This window comes from Roseobacter cerffii (genome assembly GCF_054226325.1).
In genome coordinates, this window is record NZ_CM135757.1 from 743,383 (window position 1) to 761,578 (window position 18,196).

Below are 18,196 nucleotides of genomic sequence, written 5' to 3' on the forward strand. Positions count from 1 at the left end.
TCGTTAGGAACTAAATCTCTTATCAATCGAAGGCACAGCATACAGGAGCGCGGACCGATGGCCCTCACAGCGACAGTCAACTACCATGTGCACAAAGACGAACGGCAGGCCTTCGAATTGGACGCAGGTGGCATCGTTGGCAATCTGATATCGCCCGAACTCGCGCCGACAACGGTAGAATTGACCGATGTGCGTGTCTCCAACGAGGCGGTGCGGTTTGCCGAGGATGCGGTGGAGTTTGTCAGCTTTCCCACTGCGGTCGAGGACTTCATCGGAGACGCATGGAACGAAACGTATGATCGTGAGCTGGCCCAGCTTCTGACCACCAGGCTGGGTGTGCAAGACGTTGTGGTCTTCGATCACACCGTACGGGTCGATGATCCTGATGCGACGCGAAAACCGGCGCGCAATGTGCACAGCGACTATAGTGAAGATGGCGCGAAACAGCGCCTGACCGATCTGCTGGGCGCGGAAAAGGCCGCCGAGTGGCGTGAGGGTCACTATGCCTTTATCAACGTGTGGCGGCCCGTCGACCACCCGATTAACAGCGCACCGCTTGGCTTTGTCCGCCCGTCCAGTGTCGATCCGTCGGACTGGATTCTGCTGGACCTGATCTACCCGGATCGAAAAGGCCAGATCATGGGTCTTGTCGGCAGTCCGGCCCATGACTGGCTTTACCAGTCAAAGATGACACCCGACGAGGTGGCGGTCTTCAACATCTATGACAATCGCGGTCTGCCGTCTATCGCGCACAGCGCGCTGGATCGGGTTGAGGACCCGGATGTCACGACCATCCGAAAGAGTATCGAGAGCCGCACCTTGGTGCGGTACTGAGCGAGGAGCCCCGATGTTGGACAAGACAGAGACAACGGTTTTTCCGCGGATCAATTCAGCCTACGATCAGGTCTTCAAGCCCACCCGCTTGAGCATCGGCCTGGTGCTGCCGCTGGAAGCTTATCCCGTTGGGACAGAGCCGACCATGCGAGGCCATATCCAAGCTGCGCAATTGGCCGAGCGTCTGGGGTTCTCGGCACTTTGGCTGCGCGACGTTCCCTTCAACGTGCCGAGCTTTGGCGACGCAGGGCAGTTGTTCGATCCGTTTGTCTACCTGGGCGCGCTGGGAACGGCGACGGACCGCATTGCGCTTGGGACAGCCAGTGTCATCCTGCCGTTGCGCCATCCTGCGCATGTGGCAAAGGCGGCGGCGACGGCGGATGTCCTCTCCGGTGGCCGGTTGCTGCTCGGTGTGGCCTCGGGGGATCGGCCTGAAGAGTATCCCGCAATGGCGCAAAGCTATCTGGATCGCGGGGCGCGGTTCCGCGCCAGCGTGGATTACATTCGGGCTGTCGGTGGGCCGTATCCGCGCCACGAGAATGAATTCGGCAGCTTGCCCGGCCATATCGACCTGTTACCCAAACCCGCGGGGGCCCGCCTGCCGGTGTTGATCACCGGCGGCAGCCAACAGTCGCCCGACTGGGTGGCGCAGAATGGCGATGGTTGGATGACCTACCCGCGCGATGCCACCGCACAGGGTCAGGTCATCGCGGACTATCGCGACCGGCTGAAGGCTGCGGGCGAACCCGACAAGCCGGTCATGCAGTCCCTCTATATCGACCTGCTGGATGATGCGGATGCACCCGCGCGCGCCATCCATCTCGGCTTTCAATCCGGCGCCAAGGTCCTGCGGCGCTACCTGCGCGAGATCGAGGCGCTCGGCGTGAACCACGTGGCCCTCAACTTGCGCTTCAATGGCGCACCAATCGATACAACGCTCAATCGGCTCGCGGATGAGCTGTTGCCAGACTTTTCCTGAAGGAGATCTCCCATGACCAAGACAATCCTCATCACTGGCTCAACGGACGGGATCGGCCTGCTCACAGCCAAAAAGCTCGCGGCAGAGGGTCACCGCGTGTTGGTGCATGGCCGCAGCGCGGCAAAGCTCGAAGCTGCGGGTGCTGATATCGGTGGTGCGGTCGAGACCTTCAACGCGGATCTGTCCGACATGGCCGCGGTGGAAACTCTCGCCCGTGAGATCCGTGCGAAACACGACAGGCTGGACGTGCTGATCAACAATGCTGGAGTGTTGAAAGCGCCGCAAACGGTTCTCGATAACGGGTTCGATATCCGGTTTGTGGTCAACACCTTCGCGCCGTACCAACTGACCGAGCTCTTGTTGCCGATCATGCCTGCGGGCGGTCGCGTGGTGAACCTCTCCTCGGCGGCGCAAGCACCGGTCAACATCGATGCGATGTTGGGCAAAGAACGCCTGTCGGACATGGACGCCTATGCGCAAAGCAAGCTGGCGATTACTATCTGGACCCGGGAATGGGTTAAGGAACTGCCCCAAGGGCCCGCAATGATCGCGGTCAACCCAGGGTCGCTGCTGGCCTCCAAGATGGTCAAGGAGGGCTTCGGAGTCGCGGGCAGCGATCTGAACAAGGGCGCTGACATTCTGATCGAAGCGGCACTCGGCGACAGGTTCGCGGATGCGTCTGGTGCCTATTTTGACAATGACAGCGGCAATTTCGCTGACCCGCATTCCGCAGCTTTGAACGCCCGGCATGCGAGCGAGGTCATGGAAAGCATCAAGAGCATCCTGCGCGAAGACGGCTGATCCCCACGGCGCGCTGCGCCCTCACACCCAATCCCATTAACCCAACCCCTCGCATCGCTGATGTCGAGACCAAGAGAGGACCGCCCAATGAAGTACGAGAACTTTCAAACATTCACTGTGGATGTGAAGGACGCTGTTGCCACTGTTACCTTCGGCTTCGGCTCCGTGAACGTGCAAGGCCAGGAAATGCTGGCCGACCTCAACAGCCTCGCCATGCGGCTGGAACGCGACCGCGACACCAAGGTTGTCATCTTCCAGTCGGCCAACCCGGAGATCTGGGTCTGCCACTATGACACTGAATTGCTCAAGGACATGTCGACCGAGGCCGTGTCCCGCGAAGATGCACAGCTGCTAGATCTGCAAGCTGTCTGCGAACGGATCAGCAAGGTCCCGCAGGCGACCATTGCCAAGCTCGAAGGGTTCGCGCGCGGTGGCGGACATGAGCTGGCGTTGGCCCTCGACATGCGGTTTGCCGCCCGCGGCAAGTACAAGTTTATGCAGATGGAGGTTGGCATGGGCATTCTGCCCTGCGGCGGTGGTGCCTCGCGGATGGCGCGTCAAACCGGTTTGGGCAAAGCGCTGGAGATCATCCTCAGCGCGCAGGACTACGATGCCGACGACGCGGAACGTCTGGGGACAATCAACAAGGCGCTCGAGCCGGATGAGATCGGACCCTACGTCGATGCTCTGGCGCACCGCATCGCGCAATTCCCGGCGGAGTCGATCAACGCGTGCAAGCAGATGGTTTACGAGTCCATCGACAAACCCATCAACGAAGCGCTGAAGGCGGAAGCCTATTGGCTTTATCAGGCGACGAGCAAAACGCCCGCAGTCAAGCGCTTTGCCATCGCGGATGAGCAAGGGTTGGAGCATGACATCGAGAACCAGCGCAACTGGGGCGAGCTGGTCATGAAGGTGCAAGAGATCAACTGACAGTTTCCGTGCGGCAATTGCTGGCTGTCTGTCGTCTGGAGATGGCCAGTAGTCCGCTTTGCATTGACCAATCGGCGCGCTGCTAGGAATGACGTGCTCTCGTTTAGCAAGGCTGTCCTTCAGAAGACACCCACCCGGCAGCGGACAATGGTACAAACGAAGGGAGACATGGCTTTACAAGCTAGTCTGATTTTCGAAGGTTGCCTCTCGGGTCGCGCTGACAGGCAGTGTCCAGACTTGGCCTGCCAGCTGACATCAAAACCAGTTATTCGTCGGCACAGCAGATTGCACCGAGCGAGACCTCAAACGTGCTGACCGCCATTGATTTCGATTTCGGTGCCATTCACATAAGAGGCTGCATCTGAGCACAGAAAATAGATAACGTCGGCGACTTCACCGGTCCCTCCAATCCGCCTCAAGGGGAGGTTTTCCACGATCTTCTCTGTGCCGGGTGACAGAATGGATGTTTCGATCTCCCCCGGCGCAATGGCGTTGACGCGCACTCCCAATGGCCCGAAATCATGTGCCATTTCTCTGGTCAGAGCGGCGAGTGCCGCCTTGGACGTGGCATATGCCGCCCCGGCGAAAGGGTGGACACGAGAACCAGCTATTGAGGTTACGTTGACCACAGAGCCTTTCGCTTCGACCAACTCATCTTTCAAACCACGAGACAACACGATCGGGGCAAAGAAATTGACATGAAACACCTTTCCCCAGTCCAGCAGATCGGTGTCGATGGTGTTCAAGCGCGCGCCGTCCGCCCCTTTCGGCGAGATGCCAGCGTTATTGACCAATCCATGCAGCGGCCCATCCAAGCGCTCGCGAATGACCTCAACAGCATTTATGATATCCGCTGGATCGGACAGGTCGATCTGGATGTGATTCTCCGCACCTCCCGGCCAGGGGCAATTCGCATCGAAGGCATGGCGTGAGCATGTCAGAACGCGCCATCCCTCACGCGAGAACTTCTTGACCGTTGCATGTCCTATGCCTCGGCTTGCTCCGGTCAAAAGAAGAGATTTGGGCACGGGGATGTCTCCTTTTTCGTGTGGAGCATTGTACTCAGTAAGTAGCCTCTGAGCGCCAACCAGCAAATGTTTTGAAAGCCGTTGGCAAAGATCCAACCTTTCGAACATAGCGCGATAAGGCCCCGACCAGTGTGGGCAGCTGTCGATTGCAGCCAACGCTGCGCTTGGAGAGCATTTTATGCCATCAACATAGGCCCACCGGATGGCGGTACTGCGTCTGGTTGCGATATGACTTACGGCGACATCAGAACGCGTTACGCGGACAAGCAATAAACGGGGACCTGATCTGAAAACCCGTCGATCTTTCGCGTGCCGCGCGCGCTAAAGCGTTGGTGGCTATTGCACAGCCGCCTTGTTGCGTCATCCACGAGAATGGCCACACCCAATTCCTTGCACTGGCTTTCTAATCTCGCTGCCAGGTTCACGGGATCGCCGTACACGGTAAACGACTGCCGCTCGGATGACCCGATTGTCCCGGTCACGAGATCTCCGCTGGCGATCCCGATCCGGATGGCGAAGTCGTGTGCGCGGGCGGTCTGCAACAACTGCTGAGCTGTGTCGATGGCTGCCTGGCCAGGTTGGGCAATGCTGATCGGCGCGTTGAACGTGACCAGAAATCCGTCGCCCAGATAGGACATCACGATGCCGCCATGACGGGAAACCACATCGCTTGCATCCGCGAGGAACGCGTCAAGGACGGCGATGACATGTTCGGGTGGGTGATGTGATGAAAAAGTGGTGAAACCCGCAATGTCCATGACCAGCGCCGTCCCAGCGGCCCGCTGCGGGCGCATGGGCCCGTCATTTGCGATGAGCGAGCGGGCAACGGCGGCGGGCACGTATTTGCCGAACAGCGCGCTGACCCGTTCCCGTGCCGTACGCTCGCGCCTCCACTCAAGGTCAGCGGCGACCTGGGCAAAGAATACTCCGCGTGCCCGGTAAACCGCGACCGCCAGTGCGAGGGCCGCAAAAAAGATCATTGCGGTTTCCTCGATCCGGTTGCCGCGACCAATGAAGTCGATGGACAGGAAAATGGATTCGTAATCGGCGCGGCTGGCGGCAGATGGAATGTTGGCCCAGGACAGATAACTGTCCATGCCGGACACGACCCAAAGAAATGCGCCCCACCAACCCACCACACACATCAGCCCTGTCCAAAGAACCAGCCTCCACGACAGGCTGAGACACGACATCGCGACCAGTGGAAACAGGAAGTAGATACCGTAGGCCCGGAACGCGATGATCTGCGGTACGTCGCCAGCGCGGCTGATCGGGATCAAGGCGAAGGTTGCGCAGATCGCCAACGTGTCGAGTAAGTAGACCGCATACTTCATCCACCGCCGGTCGAACCGGGTGCCGATCACCAGCAGATGCGCAACCCCGACGGCAGTGAAGGCCAGCAGAACAAGCATTGCCGCCAGCCGTGGTTCGAAATTGTCGAAGAACAGGGGAGCACCGCCGTACCAGCCAAACGCCAGCCCGGTGATCAGTGTGCGACAGCCGATGGCGAGGCGCAACCCGGCTTGTTCAGCCCGGATCAGACGGGCGGCTGCCTCGGTTTCGAAAAGATCGGCGTTTTGTGTGGTCATGTCGGACGTGGCCCCTGTTAGTACCTTTGAGCTAACGATGTGCTGCGCCATGGCGCCTCGACCACAATTTTGATGCAGAAACGTCAAGGCCCACACCAAAGCCGGCCAAGATGATCGCAACACCAATGCACTCAGCCAATGTGGGTGCAGTGCCGAAGGCCATGCCGTCGAGGCCCAGGGCGACGACTGGTGTAAAGATCGGCAAAAGGGCTACCTGTTGGACCGGCAGGACCCTCACAGCGCTGATCAGCGTCGCTACGCTGATGATCCCGCCAACAATGCCTTGCATAACGACTTGTAGAAACACGCTGATGGGGTCCACGGCGTGCATCTCGCTCCAGGCGGCGTGTCGCAGAAGCGGGAGTGCCAGCAGAGCTGATCCGGCCGCAATGCCCAACGTGCCCTGTAATAGCGGAATGCGCCAATGGCGCAGCAGCACCGTGTAGCCTCCCCACATGCTGCCCGCGAGAAAGAATAGCCCCACACCCCGCATCCAGGTCGGTCCGAAGCCGCGCAGGTCCAGCCCAACCAGGACTGCAAGGCCGAAAAACATAGCTGCAGCTCCACCAAGGCGTCGCGGGGTCACTTGCTCCTTCAGGAGGACGGCACCCAGCAGGCTGCTTGTCACAAACACTGCAACCGGGGCGAAGAGCAACCCGTGCGAGAGCGGTCCGTGGACATAGCCGCTCACTGCCACCAGGCCAAACACCGGACCGCCAAGCAGGACTAGTACGATCAGTCGGAAGGGCGAGACCCCCAAAGGTACGCCGTTTGTGTAGCGCAGAGCCAGAAGGGGTATTACCACAAGCCCGGGGACCGAAAAGCGCAGGAACGCAAGCAACTCGGGAGACAGTCCGGTGTCGATCCCGTGTTTGGCTGCGACGTTGTACCCTGACCAGCACAAGATCGTCGCGGCACCCAGACATGGTCCCAGTAAAGTAGACTTTGACATGCCACACGTCCCTATTGATCTCGCGAAAGATGACTGTTGAGAGCGATGCTTTCCAATGCTAATTGGATGCCATTTTGATAGCAGAAGGGCATTGATTATGGAGCTTCGGCATCTTCGCTACTTCGTGGCGGTCGCTGATCATGGCGGCGTCAGCCACGCTGCTGCGCGCCTGAACATTGCGCAGCCCGCTGTCTCGCGTCAGATCCGCGATTTGGAAGCGGAACTGCGGATTGATCTTCTGGTGCGTGAAGGACGGCGCGTGCACCTGACCGATGCGGGGCGGGTATTTGCAGACCGCGCGCGCGCCATCCTCGCCGCGGCAGAAGACGCTGCAGATGAGGCTCGTCGGATTGATCGCGGGGAGGCCGGCCATCTTCGAATTGGGCTGTTGGAGAATGCTTCATGGGCAGGACATCTCCCGCTTGCCCTCAATCGGTTTGCGCGCACCTATCCCGGCGTGCGTATGGATGTTGTACCGATGGGCTCCGTTGACCAGATTCAGGCTTTGCTAGCGGGCGATCTGGATGCGGGCTTCGTCTACAGGCAGGACAGCCTGGTCGAAGACGCGTTGAACATTCTGCCACTGCGTCAGGGTAATGTGGTCTTGGCGACGTCAGCAGACCTCGAATTTGAAAAGGAGGGGCCGCTTGACCTGGACGACATTGACGGGCTGCCCATCGTGGCCTTCCCGCGTGCCGTGGCGCCTGCCTATCACGATGCGTTATTCGCCGCGTTAAGGGGTATCGGCTTTGACCCTGTCATCGTCCAAGAGGCAGACGACGAAACAACCATGCTCAGCCTGGTGGCTGCCGGGGTCGGGTGCGCCTTTGTCAACTCGGCCAACATGTGCCGCCCCCCGCAGCAGGTGTGGTTTCATCAGGTCAGGGGTCTGTCGGTGCCCATCGAGTTTTTGTTCGTAACGCCCAAGCAGGCTGGCAGCCTCACCCAGCGATTGGGTGACATCGTCAACGATATTGATGCCTGAGAGGTATCAAAACTATATCAATACAGAATTTCTATTTATGCAATAGATACTCCAAATATGTCCCATCACACGAACCGATGGAGACAGATTATGCCCCGCTCTTTCACAGCCCCGGTTGTTGCAGCAATGCTTGCCATCGTTGCCCCGGCCCATGCAGAGACCACTGCTTTCAGCGGAACGCCCATCACGGCCGAGACCATCGTGGCCCAAGCCGAGATGGTCAGGATCGTCGACGCACTTGATGCCGCCGTTGACGCGAAAGACTGGACGCGCGCGCGGTCATTCTTCACTGACACAATCGACGTCGACTTCACCTCGCTCATCGGCGGAGACCCCGCCACAATCCCGGCAGACGCGTTGATCGACGGTTGGTCGGCCAATCTAACGGATGAAAAGGCGTCGTTTCACCTGCGCGGCAATCACCGCGTCACCTTTGAAGACGATGGTCGCGCCACGATGCTGTCCCACGGCTATGCCTGGAACCGGATGGAGCGCGGCGCGCTGCCTGAAAACGGGGGTGACGGGCTCTGGGAAGTCTGGGGCACCTATATCCATGGCTTTGTCGCAACCGCCGCCGGATGGAAGATCGATGCAATGACCTTCGCCGCCACGGCGCAACGGGGCAACGCCTTCGTCCGCGACACGCCGGGCAGCTGATCTGACCCTTTCTTTCTGAAAAGGAAAATCCCCATGACAAATCCATTCAACTCGACCCGCCGTTCTCTTCTGACTTCAGGCGCCGCTGCCATGGCCCTTGGTGGTATCGCCGCGACCCGGGCAGTGGCCCAGTCCACAAGCACACCGTCTGCGCAAGGTCGGCGGATGCTCGGCACGCTCGAGGTGTCGGCCATCGGCCTTGGCGTGCAAAACCACAGCCGCACCTTTCACACCACGATCCCCAACCGCGCCGAAATGCATCGGATCATCCGCACCGCGTTCGACGAAGGCATCACCTTTTTCGATACAGCAGAAGTGTATGGACCCCACGAGTCCGAGCACATTCTGGGCGAGGCAACCGGCCAAATCCGGGATCAGATCCAGATCGCAACCAAGTTCGGGTTCAACGTGGACCTCGAGACCGGCGCCTGGGCCCCCGGGCTGATCAGCCGACCCGCGCATATCAAGCAGGCGGTCGAGGGATCGCTGAGGCGCCTGCGGACCGACCGGATAGATCTGCTCTATCAGCACCGCGTCGATCCAGAAGTGCCGATCGAAGATGTCGCGGGTGCGGTGCAGGACTTGATAGGTGAAGGTAAGGTCCTGCATTGGGGCCTGTCCGAGATGGGCCATGACACATTGCGCCGGGCCCACGCCGCGCTGCCAGTCAGTGCTGTTCAGAACGAGTACTCGATGCTGTGGCGCGAACCGGAAAGCGGCCTGCTTGATTTGTGTGCAGAGCTAGATGTCGGCTTCGTCCCGTTCAGCCCGCTGGGATACGGGTTCTTGACCGGCGCCATCGACATGGGCACCAGCTTTGCGCCCGGCGATTTCCGAGCCGGCACCTCGCGCATGGATCCCGAGAACCGGGAGGCGAACTTGGCGTTGGTCGAGCTTGTCAAAGCTTGGGGTCAGCGGAAGTCCGCCGCCCCAAGTCAGATCGCTTTGGCCTGGCTGATGGCTCAAGGCCCGTCTATCGTTCCGATCCCAGGTACGACGCAGATGCCGCATCTTATGGTGAACGCGGGCGCGACAGCTGTAACCTTCACACCGGATGAATTCGCACAACTGAATGCCGAGGTTGCGGCGATTGAGGTTCAGGGCGCGCGCATGCCGCCCATGGTCGCAGCCTGGTCGAATATCGAAGCTCCCAAACAGGGGTGAGATAAAGACCTTAGTTTTGATGCGGGGGCTATAGCGTTCAGGTCAGCCCCCGCCGTCAGCCTCACGCGGCATGTTCACTGGGCTGGCTCAGGTTCGAGGTGGCCAAATACCCTTTACGGTCGGTGCGCTGGGTACATCGAGAACACGCTGCCACCCTATGCAGCCAGCAGTAACGGTTCTCTTTTTCAATATCGCCAGATTATCCGCAGCGGTAGTGTCGCCTCCCCGGCCCCTGTATCAGGATGTAGACGGCCTTGCCACTTTACACTTTCGCGGCGGACCTTTGCCCGGGCGCGATCTCTGTTCTGAAGAGTTGGACATGGCGAACGATCTTATTGTTATGCAGTGTGAAGACATCAGCCCAGTCAGACAGCATAACTTGGCCAGATTGGCGATCAACCGGCTCGATGTCGAGATAGACCGCGATCTGGTCGTCTTCCTCGACAATCATGCGCGGGACCTAGCCGCGGGCATCGTCGTCGCACCAAAAGGGTTGTGTGACGCATGACGCTGTGCTGCCCATTGTACCGTCCACCGTGGGGAAAGAGCTCAGACGGCGTGGTCGCGAACAAAATCATATCCTCTGCCAATATCTCCTACAAGGGCCGGACATCGCCCTCAACGACGCTGCGATAGAGGCTCGAGATCAGTGCTTTGCACTGGCTGTCACTATTACTGATGACCCCGACTGATAAAGCCGCCCGGAAAGAGTGGATCATCGACGCGGCTTCCGCGAAAGAGAGCCTGTCATCGCAGGCGTCAAAGAGGCTATGTCCGAAGATCCCGGTCCCGTAGGTTTCGCTAGTGCTCAAGGCTAATCTAGCTACCGTTCCGCCAAGACGTCGATGCTGTCGGCCCAACCAACAACCCCGATCGCCGTCTCGTGGGTGCCGATGGCGCCGCCAGAGATGATCAGTGGCAGGCGTTAGTCGAGGATGTCTTACACCGCGGTGGAATCAATGTTGATACCAGTCACGTTGCGCGAGTTGAAAAGGATGCCATAGATCGCATTCATGATGCCAACGGTTGCAACGGTCGGGTCACACCGCCATGCTGATCAACCTCGATGCCCACATCTGTCGGGCCTATAACGGCGCCTCGTCTGCTGTCGAACTAGATGTCTTTGCCATCGTCTGCTATTACCGCGATACCGCTCGAGCCTCCCGTGACGTGGATGATGACAAAGCTGATATCTTATCCAAAGAGGGACTCGACCACGATGCCGTCCGCGATGTGTGCAGTCACGGCGCCACCTCAGATGGAGCCGCAGATCTCACCAGAATCGCCGTCATAATGTCGATCGCGAGTCACTGGTTACATCCAATTTCGTTTGATATCCGCGCAGCAGGTGTAGTCCAGCTGAGCATTGGTGTCCTCGGCCTCTCCGCCCGTGACCGCTCCGCCAGTGACATCGAGATCGAGTTAGTCTGCACCTGACGGATTAAGATCCATCCCGTGGTTAACGCCGATAACCTCGCCAGTGTAGAAGTAACTGCGGTTTTGAATCGTCAGAGTCACTTCGATGCCGGCACCACCCCTGCCTTCGACGGTACCTGCGATTTTGTCGATGCGAATGTCAGAACCTATGTTGCTGTCAACGAAACTCTGCCGTCTTCGCCGCCAATCATTGCTCCGCCTGCGGTACGAACGGTGATGCAATCCGTGTTATCGGTTTGCAGGTCGAGCCCTTCCTTGATCGCGTTCATCGTGCCAGTCCGGGCCTCAATCCCGAGGTCTTTTTAGCTTTCCAAAGAGATGCCGAACGCGGTCTGGTTGCCGATCACGCCTTCGGTGACGTCGATGAAAATATCATCATTGCGTGCGCTATCCGGCAAGCTGGCGTCGTCTTTTGAGTTAATCTCTAGCCCGTTCAGGTCGATGATCTGAGCACCCCACCGCGGCTTGCTCGCGGCCTTGCATGGCGCTGATCGAGTACCAGGCCGCGGAACCGTTCTTAACGCGGCATGGACAGATTAACAAAGGCACGATAGCGCGCGAAGGACACTGACGAACAAAACTCGGGCAAAGGTTGTCGAGTGACATATGGCTTCACCACCGTTGTTCGGCTTCCCCGCGGACGCGAACTTACCGGTGCTTGCACTCAATACTTAGAGCTTGCGACAATGCACTTTCGGCGAATGCCGCATTGCAAGACGCCGACACATGATTCCATCTTTGCAGATCTCCATGACGGTCTTATAGTCCCCTCAATAATCTCGCCAGCTATTGATCGTGTCCGATGCCCTCACCGTGGTGACGGACGCAGGTGCCCGCCCCCTACGGAGACCGTTGATGTGGTGGCGGTTTCCATCCAACGGATCGGACATGTCGGGCGCCGGCTAGACCAGTTCGAAGGAACGCTCAGGGTCCACCGCTGCGAGACAGTTCAACCGTATATCCGCGAAGACCGGAGCACCGTTTTTTACGGGCCGACATCATGTGTGTCTGAGTGACGCAGACGTGGATCGACCCCGGCACTACGAAGACATGATAGGTGTCATGACCGGCTCTTTGGTCGTGAGACCTGACGCCCAACGCAGAATCTGGCTGCATGTGCCCAGCACAAGCTGACCGTCCACCTCAAGCCGGAACCCCATCAGCTTTGCGAAGCGCGATTGATCCAGGTTGATGCGTGCAAATTCCGTCCGTCTAATCATGCAGGTGAAGCTGATTGGTAAAAGGTGAGGGCCCCGGGCGTGTCAAGTTGCGCTAGATATTTGGCGAAGCTGCCGGAGGTTGAGACTTGGGAAGAATAGTCTAATGAGCCGTGGCTTTTCAGCGAAACCGGAGTGCTCAGTGAACTCACAACAATAATCATTGTGAAAAAACGACACCGATCAACCGCGACGCGAGGCCGGCATTGCGGAGGCTTTGTGGTCGCCGACTTGCTCGAAGGGGTAGGGTTTGAGGTGCGAAGGGTGGTGAGTGCGTTCGCTGTTTTGAATCTGTTGGCGGTCGGCGGCGATTGGCTGTTTTGTGGACAACTGGACTGCCAACGCGTGAAGCTAGATGCCGCTAGCGCAATGAGAGCAGTGGAAGACGATGCCGAAGCTCTTGATGGTGCCCGGGCAACGCTTATCTATCGCTTAGGCTTTCCGGAGCGGGCTGATCCGGTAACTCAGTCGCCCTATTGGTCCGAACAGAAGCAGTTCACCCACCGAAATTGGTAAAGAAAGGGTCTGCTATGTCGTTCACGATCCGACCCGCCAAGCTCTCCGACCTAGAGCAGATCGTTGCGCTGATGATTGCCGATGCGGAAGAGCGCACCATCTCGGACCCCGGTCTGTGGCGGCTGGACAGTGTGGCGCGGGACAAGACGCTGCAAACGATCAAAGCAGCGATGGAAGCGGAGGCACCGCCCGTCCGACAGCAATGGTTGGTTGCTGAGCAGGGTGACGACTTGGTTGGGGTCACGCACACGATTCTTCTGCCCGTGCCACCGATCTACGCTGGCGAAATGGGCCCGCCGGGTCTGGTCATGGAGGATTGCTTCGTCGCCCCACATGCTCCGCCCGAGACACGAGATGCGCTTCTTACGGCGGCTGAGAGTGATCTGGTGGACGCCGGCGCGCTGGTCCTGCTCGCCTCCAGCGTCGCTGGCGGGGCCTGGGAGGAGGAGTATGCTCGGCACGGCTACGAACCATTGACGATGTACTTTGCTAAAACCGGGCTCTCCAAGGCCAGTAAATCCACGCATGTTCAGCCCGCGAGCGACAGCGATGTTCCCGATATTGTCGCATCAAGTGCGGTCAACCGGCAGATCCTTGATCAGCTTCACCGCAGGTTCTGGAAGCCACACGCCGAAGCGGACGCGCGTTTTGGAGCGTGGATGACACGCAGTTTGACACTTGAAGACCGTGATATGTTTGTCTCAAGTGACGGTGACAAGGTTTGCGGCTACGCCATTTCACAACCGGCGACCGCTCTCCATTTTCCTGCCCCGCATGACATCACCGGCATTGGCGTGATTGATGACTTTTACCACGACGCCTTGGAGGAACCGCAATCGACTGATGTGAGGTGCGCGCAAGCCTTGGCTCTCTTCGAAGCGGCAGAGGCGGCCCGCGGTCGGCGCGGGGACCATTCGGTCTTGGTGGTCTGCCCGGTCGCCTGGCGATCCAAAATCGCGCTTCTGGAACAGGCTGGATACCGCAATGCGATGACCTGGCACGTGAAATTCGTGACCTGAGAAGAGGCCTTGGATCGCGCTGATAGCTCGGGTCAAGGTTTGCGATTGGCACTGGTTGGAGCCGCGCGGGCCCAAATAGCGCTTAGGCTCTGTCCCGGAGCGTCTTGAGACCCAGCATGATAGCGGCGCCGATAAGAAACATGCTGCCGATGCGATGCACGACGGCTGTTGCCCTGCCTTTTAGCCGTGACGCCAACCAACTCGCACTGACCCCGTAAGTGGCCAGAAACGCACCGTCTATGATGAGGTAGGTGATCGATAGCGCCAGGAACTGAGGCACAAAGGGTTGTGCAGAGTCGATGAATTGCGGAAAGAGCGCGGCAAAAAATACCACGGCCTTCGGGTTGGCGGCTGAGGTCAGGAAGCCTTGCGCCCATAATGTCTTCAACGAAGCCGAAGGCGCTGCACCCGCTGTCGATGCGGCGACGCTCGCGTGGCGCCACATCCGGATGCCCATCCAGATCAGATAGGCGACGCCCGCCCATTTCACGACGGTCAGGGCATGCTGGGATGCAACAAGCAGCGCAGCCAAGCCCAGACCAGCCGCGAGCATTTGAAGGGCGTTCGCCGTCAAATCACCCGCGGCCGTGGCCAGGGATCTGCGATAGCTGTGCGCCATACTGTTGGACAGCATGAGCAAATGGCTTGGGCCGGGGGTGATCATGAAAGCGAGAACCGTCGCCACATATGTGAGCCAAATCTCAAAGGTCATATTCGGGTCCTTGCGTTGTCTCGCGCATCGGCGCCAGGCTGTTCCGTACAATGGATAGCACCAATGCCATCCCGACGCGACGCTGTCGCAATTCGGGTCCACGCAACACTTTGACGTGCCAAAGGGATCGAATGATCGAAAGCCGTTCCGCAGCAGCCGGGCGTCCGTCCCTAACGCCTATCTCGCGCTTGAGCGCTGGAGGGCCCGGTTCGGCTGCTAGAGGCGGGGACTGTCCAAAGGTCGATCAGGGCCTCTGCCATTTCAGCGCTCTTGTCTGCATAAATCGCGACTTGGAGGGGTTCTTTGCCGTAACGGTTTACCAACGAGATCAGTGCACCACTTTCGATTTCCTGATGCGCCATGCTGAAGGGGAGCCATCCAACCCCGAGCCCGCGTAAGACCAACTCGCGCGTCCCGCTTGAAAAGGCCGAGATGCTAAAGGCGGCTGGACTGAACCCCGGCGTGCCAAAGGCACGTTCGGTCTTGCGCAACACCTCACCGAAATAGCTTTCTTCAGGGTAGACGATCGCTGGGGTGTCGGGTGGGACGTCTCCGCTGTCGCGCACAGTGTAACGCAAGGCACCGCCAATCACCGGGATCAGATAATCAGTCCCCCACAGTCCGCGGCGAACTTCGGGACCAAATTGCATGGGCCGGACGCTTTCGGCCTCGTAGCACAACAACATGCTGGTGTCGCCGCGCAGGAACATCGACAGGCAGTCGCCGAGGTTGCCTGCGCGCAGGCGGAATCGGACGCCGGGAAAGCCGTGCTTCGCACGCAAGGCCATGTCCGGAAAGGTTGAACAGATCGGCGCATGCTGGGCTGCGATGGCCACCGTCGTCTGTGTCGCTTCGAATTGCGCAATTTTTGTGCGCAGCTCCCGTAGCCTTGCCATCAAGGCGCGGATCTCAGCTTCGCTGGATATCAGAGCCTCGCTGATCTCGACCCGGTTCGTTCGGCGGTCGAGCACTGTGACCCCCAACCAGTTTTCAAATCCGCGGATTCGCCTTGAAAACGCAGGTTGCGTGATGTTGCGACGGCCTGCCGCCCGGGACATATTGCCCTCCTCCAGAAGGACAAGAACATCATCCAGCCATTCCAATTGCATTGTCGTCCCCCTATCGCTCAAATCAGAAGTATGATCAGCCATAGAAAAATGCACTGTTTTTTTGTCTCGCCCCAGATGATGTTTTGATCAGCTAGGGCAAGGGGGCGAGTATCATGACCATGACCGATGAAGCGAAGGGGCTTGATCACGCCGGATCAGCTGATTTGACAGCGAGCCGCTGCAAAGAGCTCGCCGTCCGGTTGGCGAAGTTTCCACGGATCGCGTTGGGGCATCTCCCGACCCCGTTGGAGCCGATGGACCGTCTGAGCGAAATGCTGGGTGGCCCGCGCCTTTGGGTCAAGCGCGACGACTGCACCGGTTTGTCGACTGGTGGAAACAAGACCAGGAAGCTCGAGTTTTTGATGGCGGACGCTCAGCAAAAAGGGGCGGACGCGATAATCACCCAAGGGGCGACACAGTCGAACCATGCCCGGCAAACTGCGGCGGCGGCCGCGAAGTTGGGCATGGCCTGTCACATCCTGCTGGAAGATCGCACAGGATCAAATGATGACAGCTATATCCTGAACGGCAACGTTCTGTTGGATCGATTGCACGGTGCGACCGTATCAAAGCGCACCGGAGGCACGGACATGAATGCCGAGATGGAGCAGCTGTCCGACATGCTGCAACAGCAAGGCAAGACACCCTATATCATCCCGGGCGGCGGTTCGAATGCCATTGGCGCGCTTGGCTATGTCAATTGCGCGCGGGAGCTCGTCGAGCAGGCCAACGGGCTTGGGCTGGAGATCGACGCTCTCGTACACGCAACCGGCAGCTCTGGCACGCAGGCGGGGCTGGTGACGGGGTTGGCCGCGATCCAGAGTGATATTCATCTGCTTGGTATCGGCGTCCGCGCGCCGCAGGACAAGCAGGAAAGCATGGTTTTTGAGCTCGCGCAGCGTACCGCTGAGCACCTTGGCATGGCGGAGGAGATCGCTCGCCGTGACGTGCGCGCAGATTGCAACTACGTCGGGCCGGGCTATGGCCTGCCCACCGACGGTATGATCGCGGCCCTCAAGTTGCTGGCGGAAACCGAAGGGTTGCTGTTTGATCCGGTCTATTCCGGAAAGGGGCTCGACGGGCTGATCGACCTGATCCGCAAGGGGTATTTCGATGGTATGAGCAATGTTGTCTTTCTGCATACCGGCGGGAGTGCAGCGTTGTTCGGATATCCCGATACCTTCGATCTGCACGGTTATACGGAATGAAATAATATCAAAAAACGACCAACAAGGAGACCAACCTAATGACACTCAAGACAAAGTTGATAGCGGCGGCGCTGGTGAGCGTGACCGGCGTGCAGGCGATGGCCGAAGAGGTGAAGATCGGCGTTCCCACCTGGACCGGCGCGCAGGCGATTGCCTATCTTCTGGGTGAGATCGTCACCACGCGCATTGGCGGTACGGTCGAATACGTGCCGGGCAATAACGCCACAATCTTTCAGGCGATGGATCAGGGCGAGGGTGACATCGATGTGCATCCGGATGTCTGGCTGCCGAACCAGGAGAGCTTCACCAAGCAATATGTGGATGGCGCGGGCACCGTGACCCTGTCGTCCAATCCTTACCAGGGCAATCAGGGCTTCTGCGTCTCGAATGATTTTGCCGATGCCAACAGCATCACGGATATCGCGGATCTGGGCCGCCCGGATGTGGCTGCTCTGATGGACAGCGACGGCAATGGCCGTGGCGAGATGTGGATTGGTGCGCCCGGGTGGGCCTCGGCCAACGTGAATGAGGTCAAGGTGCGTGACTATGGGCTGCTTGATTTCATCGAGCCCATTCGCGCCGAAGAGGCGGTTAAAACGGCGCGGATCAAAGACAGCATCGCCAAGGGCGAAGGCTATGCGTTCTACTGCTATGAGCCGCATGCGGTGTGGTACATGTTCGACGTGAAAATGCTGACCGAGCCGACGTTCGACCCTGCGAAATACGTCATGATCCAGCCGTCGGATGATGCGGATTGGTATGAGAAGTCCAAAGTCGCGACCAAGGACGATCTGAAACAGGTCCAGATCGCGTGGTCGAATTCGCTGGGCGACCGTTCGCCAGCCATCGCCGAGTTCTTCGCGAACTTCTCCGTGACAGCCGATGATGTCAGCAGCCTGGCCTATGAGATCAGCGCCCAGGGCCGCGAGCCCGCAGATGTTGCAAAGGACTGGGTCGAGGCGAACACCGATCGTGTCGACGCGATGCTGGGCCTCTGATCCCGGATATTCTGTGACCAGCGTCGGCACGGTGAGGCCGTGCCGACACGCCAACGGG

18 protein-coding genes and 1 pseudogene are annotated in these 18,196 nt (G+C 59.0%); 12 read left to right on the top strand and 7 right to left on the bottom strand.

Features of this window, described 5'->3' with window-relative positions:
• Positions 1–57 precede the first annotated feature (57 nt).
• The 4 genes from ACVC7O_RS03730 (at position 58) to ACVC7O_RS03745 (ending at position 3,547) form a co-directional block, all read left to right on the top strand.
• The gene (locus ACVC7O_RS03730; protein ID WP_458324746.1) at positions 58–834 is read left to right on the top strand and encodes a CmcJ/NvfI family oxidoreductase; all 777 of its coding nucleotides are present in this window, start codon (positions 58–60) and stop codon (positions 832–834) included.
• A gap of 13 nt (positions 835–847) precedes the next feature.
• Positions 848–1,813, top strand: coding sequence for an LLM class oxidoreductase (locus ACVC7O_RS03735; protein WP_458324747.1), 966 nt, complete (start codon positions 848–850; stop codon positions 1,811–1,813).
• Between the two features lie 12 nt (positions 1,814–1,825).
• Positions 1,826–2,614: an SDR family NAD(P)-dependent oxidoreductase gene (locus ACVC7O_RS03740; RefSeq protein WP_458324748.1), complete on the top strand. Its 789-nt coding sequence runs from the start codon at positions 1,826–1,828 to the stop codon at positions 2,612–2,614.
• 87 nt (positions 2,615–2,701) lie between these two features.
• Positions 2,702–3,547: an enoyl-CoA hydratase/isomerase family protein gene (locus ACVC7O_RS03745; RefSeq protein ID WP_458324749.1), complete on the top strand. Its 846-nt coding sequence runs from the start codon at positions 2,702–2,704 to the stop codon at positions 3,545–3,547.
• A 302-nt stretch (positions 3,548–3,849) separates the two neighbouring features.
• Here ACVC7O_RS03745 and ACVC7O_RS03750 read toward each other — a convergent pair whose 3' ends face one another.
• The 4 genes and pseudogenes from ACVC7O_RS03750 to ACVC7O_RS03765 form a co-directional block, all read right to left on the bottom strand.
• A complete protein-coding gene (locus ACVC7O_RS03750) occupies positions 3,850–4,575 on the bottom strand; it encodes an SDR family NAD(P)-dependent oxidoreductase (protein ID WP_458324750.1) in 726 nt (241 codons plus the stop codon).
• Between the two features lie 254 nt (positions 4,576–4,829).
• The gene (locus ACVC7O_RS03755; protein ID WP_458324751.1) at positions 4,830–6,164 is read right to left on the bottom strand and encodes an adenylate/guanylate cyclase domain-containing protein; all 1,335 of its coding nucleotides are present in this window, start codon (positions 6,162–6,164) and stop codon (positions 4,830–4,832) included.
• Between the two features lie 31 nt (positions 6,165–6,195).
• Positions 6,196–6,717, bottom strand: a complete 522-nt coding sequence (locus ACVC7O_RS03760) for an EamA family transporter (RefSeq protein WP_458326030.1) — start codon at positions 6,715–6,717, stop codon at positions 6,196–6,198.
• A gap of 33 nt (positions 6,718–6,750) precedes the next feature.
• A pseudogene (locus tag ACVC7O_RS03765) lies at positions 6,751–7,116 on the bottom strand (hypothetical protein); the annotation flags it as partial.
• Positions 7,117–7,171: 55 nt separating this feature from the next.
• Here ACVC7O_RS03765 and ACVC7O_RS03770 point away from each other — a divergent pair.
• From ACVC7O_RS03770 to ACVC7O_RS03790, 5 genes are all read left to right on the top strand, one after another.
• The gene (locus tag ACVC7O_RS03770; RefSeq protein ID WP_458324752.1) at positions 7,172–8,101 is read left to right on the top strand and encodes a LysR substrate-binding domain-containing protein; all 930 of its coding nucleotides are present in this window, start codon (positions 7,172–7,174) and stop codon (positions 8,099–8,101) included.
• A gap of 90 nt (positions 8,102–8,191) precedes the next feature.
• Positions 8,192–8,758 (top strand): nuclear transport factor 2 family protein, encoded by a 567-nt coding sequence (locus tag ACVC7O_RS03775; protein ID WP_458324753.1) that lies wholly within the window; start codon positions 8,192–8,194, stop codon positions 8,756–8,758.
• Positions 8,759–8,791: 33 nt separating this feature from the next.
• Complete coding sequence (locus tag ACVC7O_RS03780; protein ID WP_458324754.1) at positions 8,792–9,922, top strand: aldo/keto reductase; 1,131 nt, start codon at positions 8,792–8,794, stop codon at positions 9,920–9,922.
• A gap of 319 nt (positions 9,923–10,241) precedes the next feature.
• Positions 10,242–10,430, top strand: coding sequence for a hypothetical protein (locus tag ACVC7O_RS03785; protein ID WP_458324755.1), 189 nt, complete (start codon positions 10,242–10,244; stop codon positions 10,428–10,430).
• 542 nt (positions 10,431–10,972) lie between these two features.
• Positions 10,973–11,359, top strand: a complete 387-nt coding sequence (locus ACVC7O_RS03790) for a hypothetical protein (RefSeq protein ID WP_458324756.1) — start codon at positions 10,973–10,975, stop codon at positions 11,357–11,359.
• 146 nt (positions 11,360–11,505) lie between these two features.
• Here the strand turns inward: ACVC7O_RS03790 and ACVC7O_RS03795 are convergent, their stop codons facing one another.
• Positions 11,506–11,628, bottom strand: coding sequence for a hypothetical protein (locus tag ACVC7O_RS03795; RefSeq protein WP_458324757.1), 123 nt, complete (start codon positions 11,626–11,628; stop codon positions 11,506–11,508).
• Between the two features lie 1,478 nt (positions 11,629–13,106).
• Here ACVC7O_RS03795 and ACVC7O_RS03800 point away from each other — a divergent pair.
• Entirely contained in the window at positions 13,107–14,111 is a 1,005-nt protein-coding gene (locus ACVC7O_RS03800; RefSeq protein WP_458324758.1) for a hypothetical protein, read from the top strand.
• 82 nt (positions 14,112–14,193) lie between these two features.
• Here the strand turns inward: ACVC7O_RS03800 and ACVC7O_RS03805 are convergent, their stop codons facing one another.
• Positions 14,194–14,775 (bottom strand): LysE family translocator, encoded by a 582-nt coding sequence (locus ACVC7O_RS03805; protein WP_458324759.1) that lies wholly within the window; start codon positions 14,773–14,775, stop codon positions 14,194–14,196.
• 218 nt (positions 14,776–14,993) lie between these two features.
• Entirely contained in the window at positions 14,994–15,932 is a 939-nt protein-coding gene (locus tag ACVC7O_RS03810) for a LysR family transcriptional regulator (protein WP_458324760.1), read from the bottom strand.
• A gap of 254 nt (positions 15,933–16,186) precedes the next feature.
• On the opposite strand from ACVC7O_RS03810, the gene cuyA reads away from it, so the two are divergent.
• On the top strand, positions 16,187–17,140 hold the full coding sequence (gene cuyA / locus ACVC7O_RS03815) for a D-cysteate sulfo-lyase (protein WP_458326031.1): 954 nt from the start codon (positions 16,187–16,189) through the stop codon (positions 17,138–17,140).
• Positions 17,141–17,178: 38 nt separating this feature from the next.
• Positions 17,179–18,138 carry an ABC transporter substrate-binding protein gene (locus ACVC7O_RS03820; RefSeq protein WP_458324761.1) on the top strand — a complete coding sequence of 320 codons (960 nt, stop codon included), beginning with the start codon at positions 17,179–17,181 and terminating at the stop codon, positions 18,136–18,138.
• The last annotated feature ends 58 nt before the right edge of the window (positions 18,139–18,196 follow it).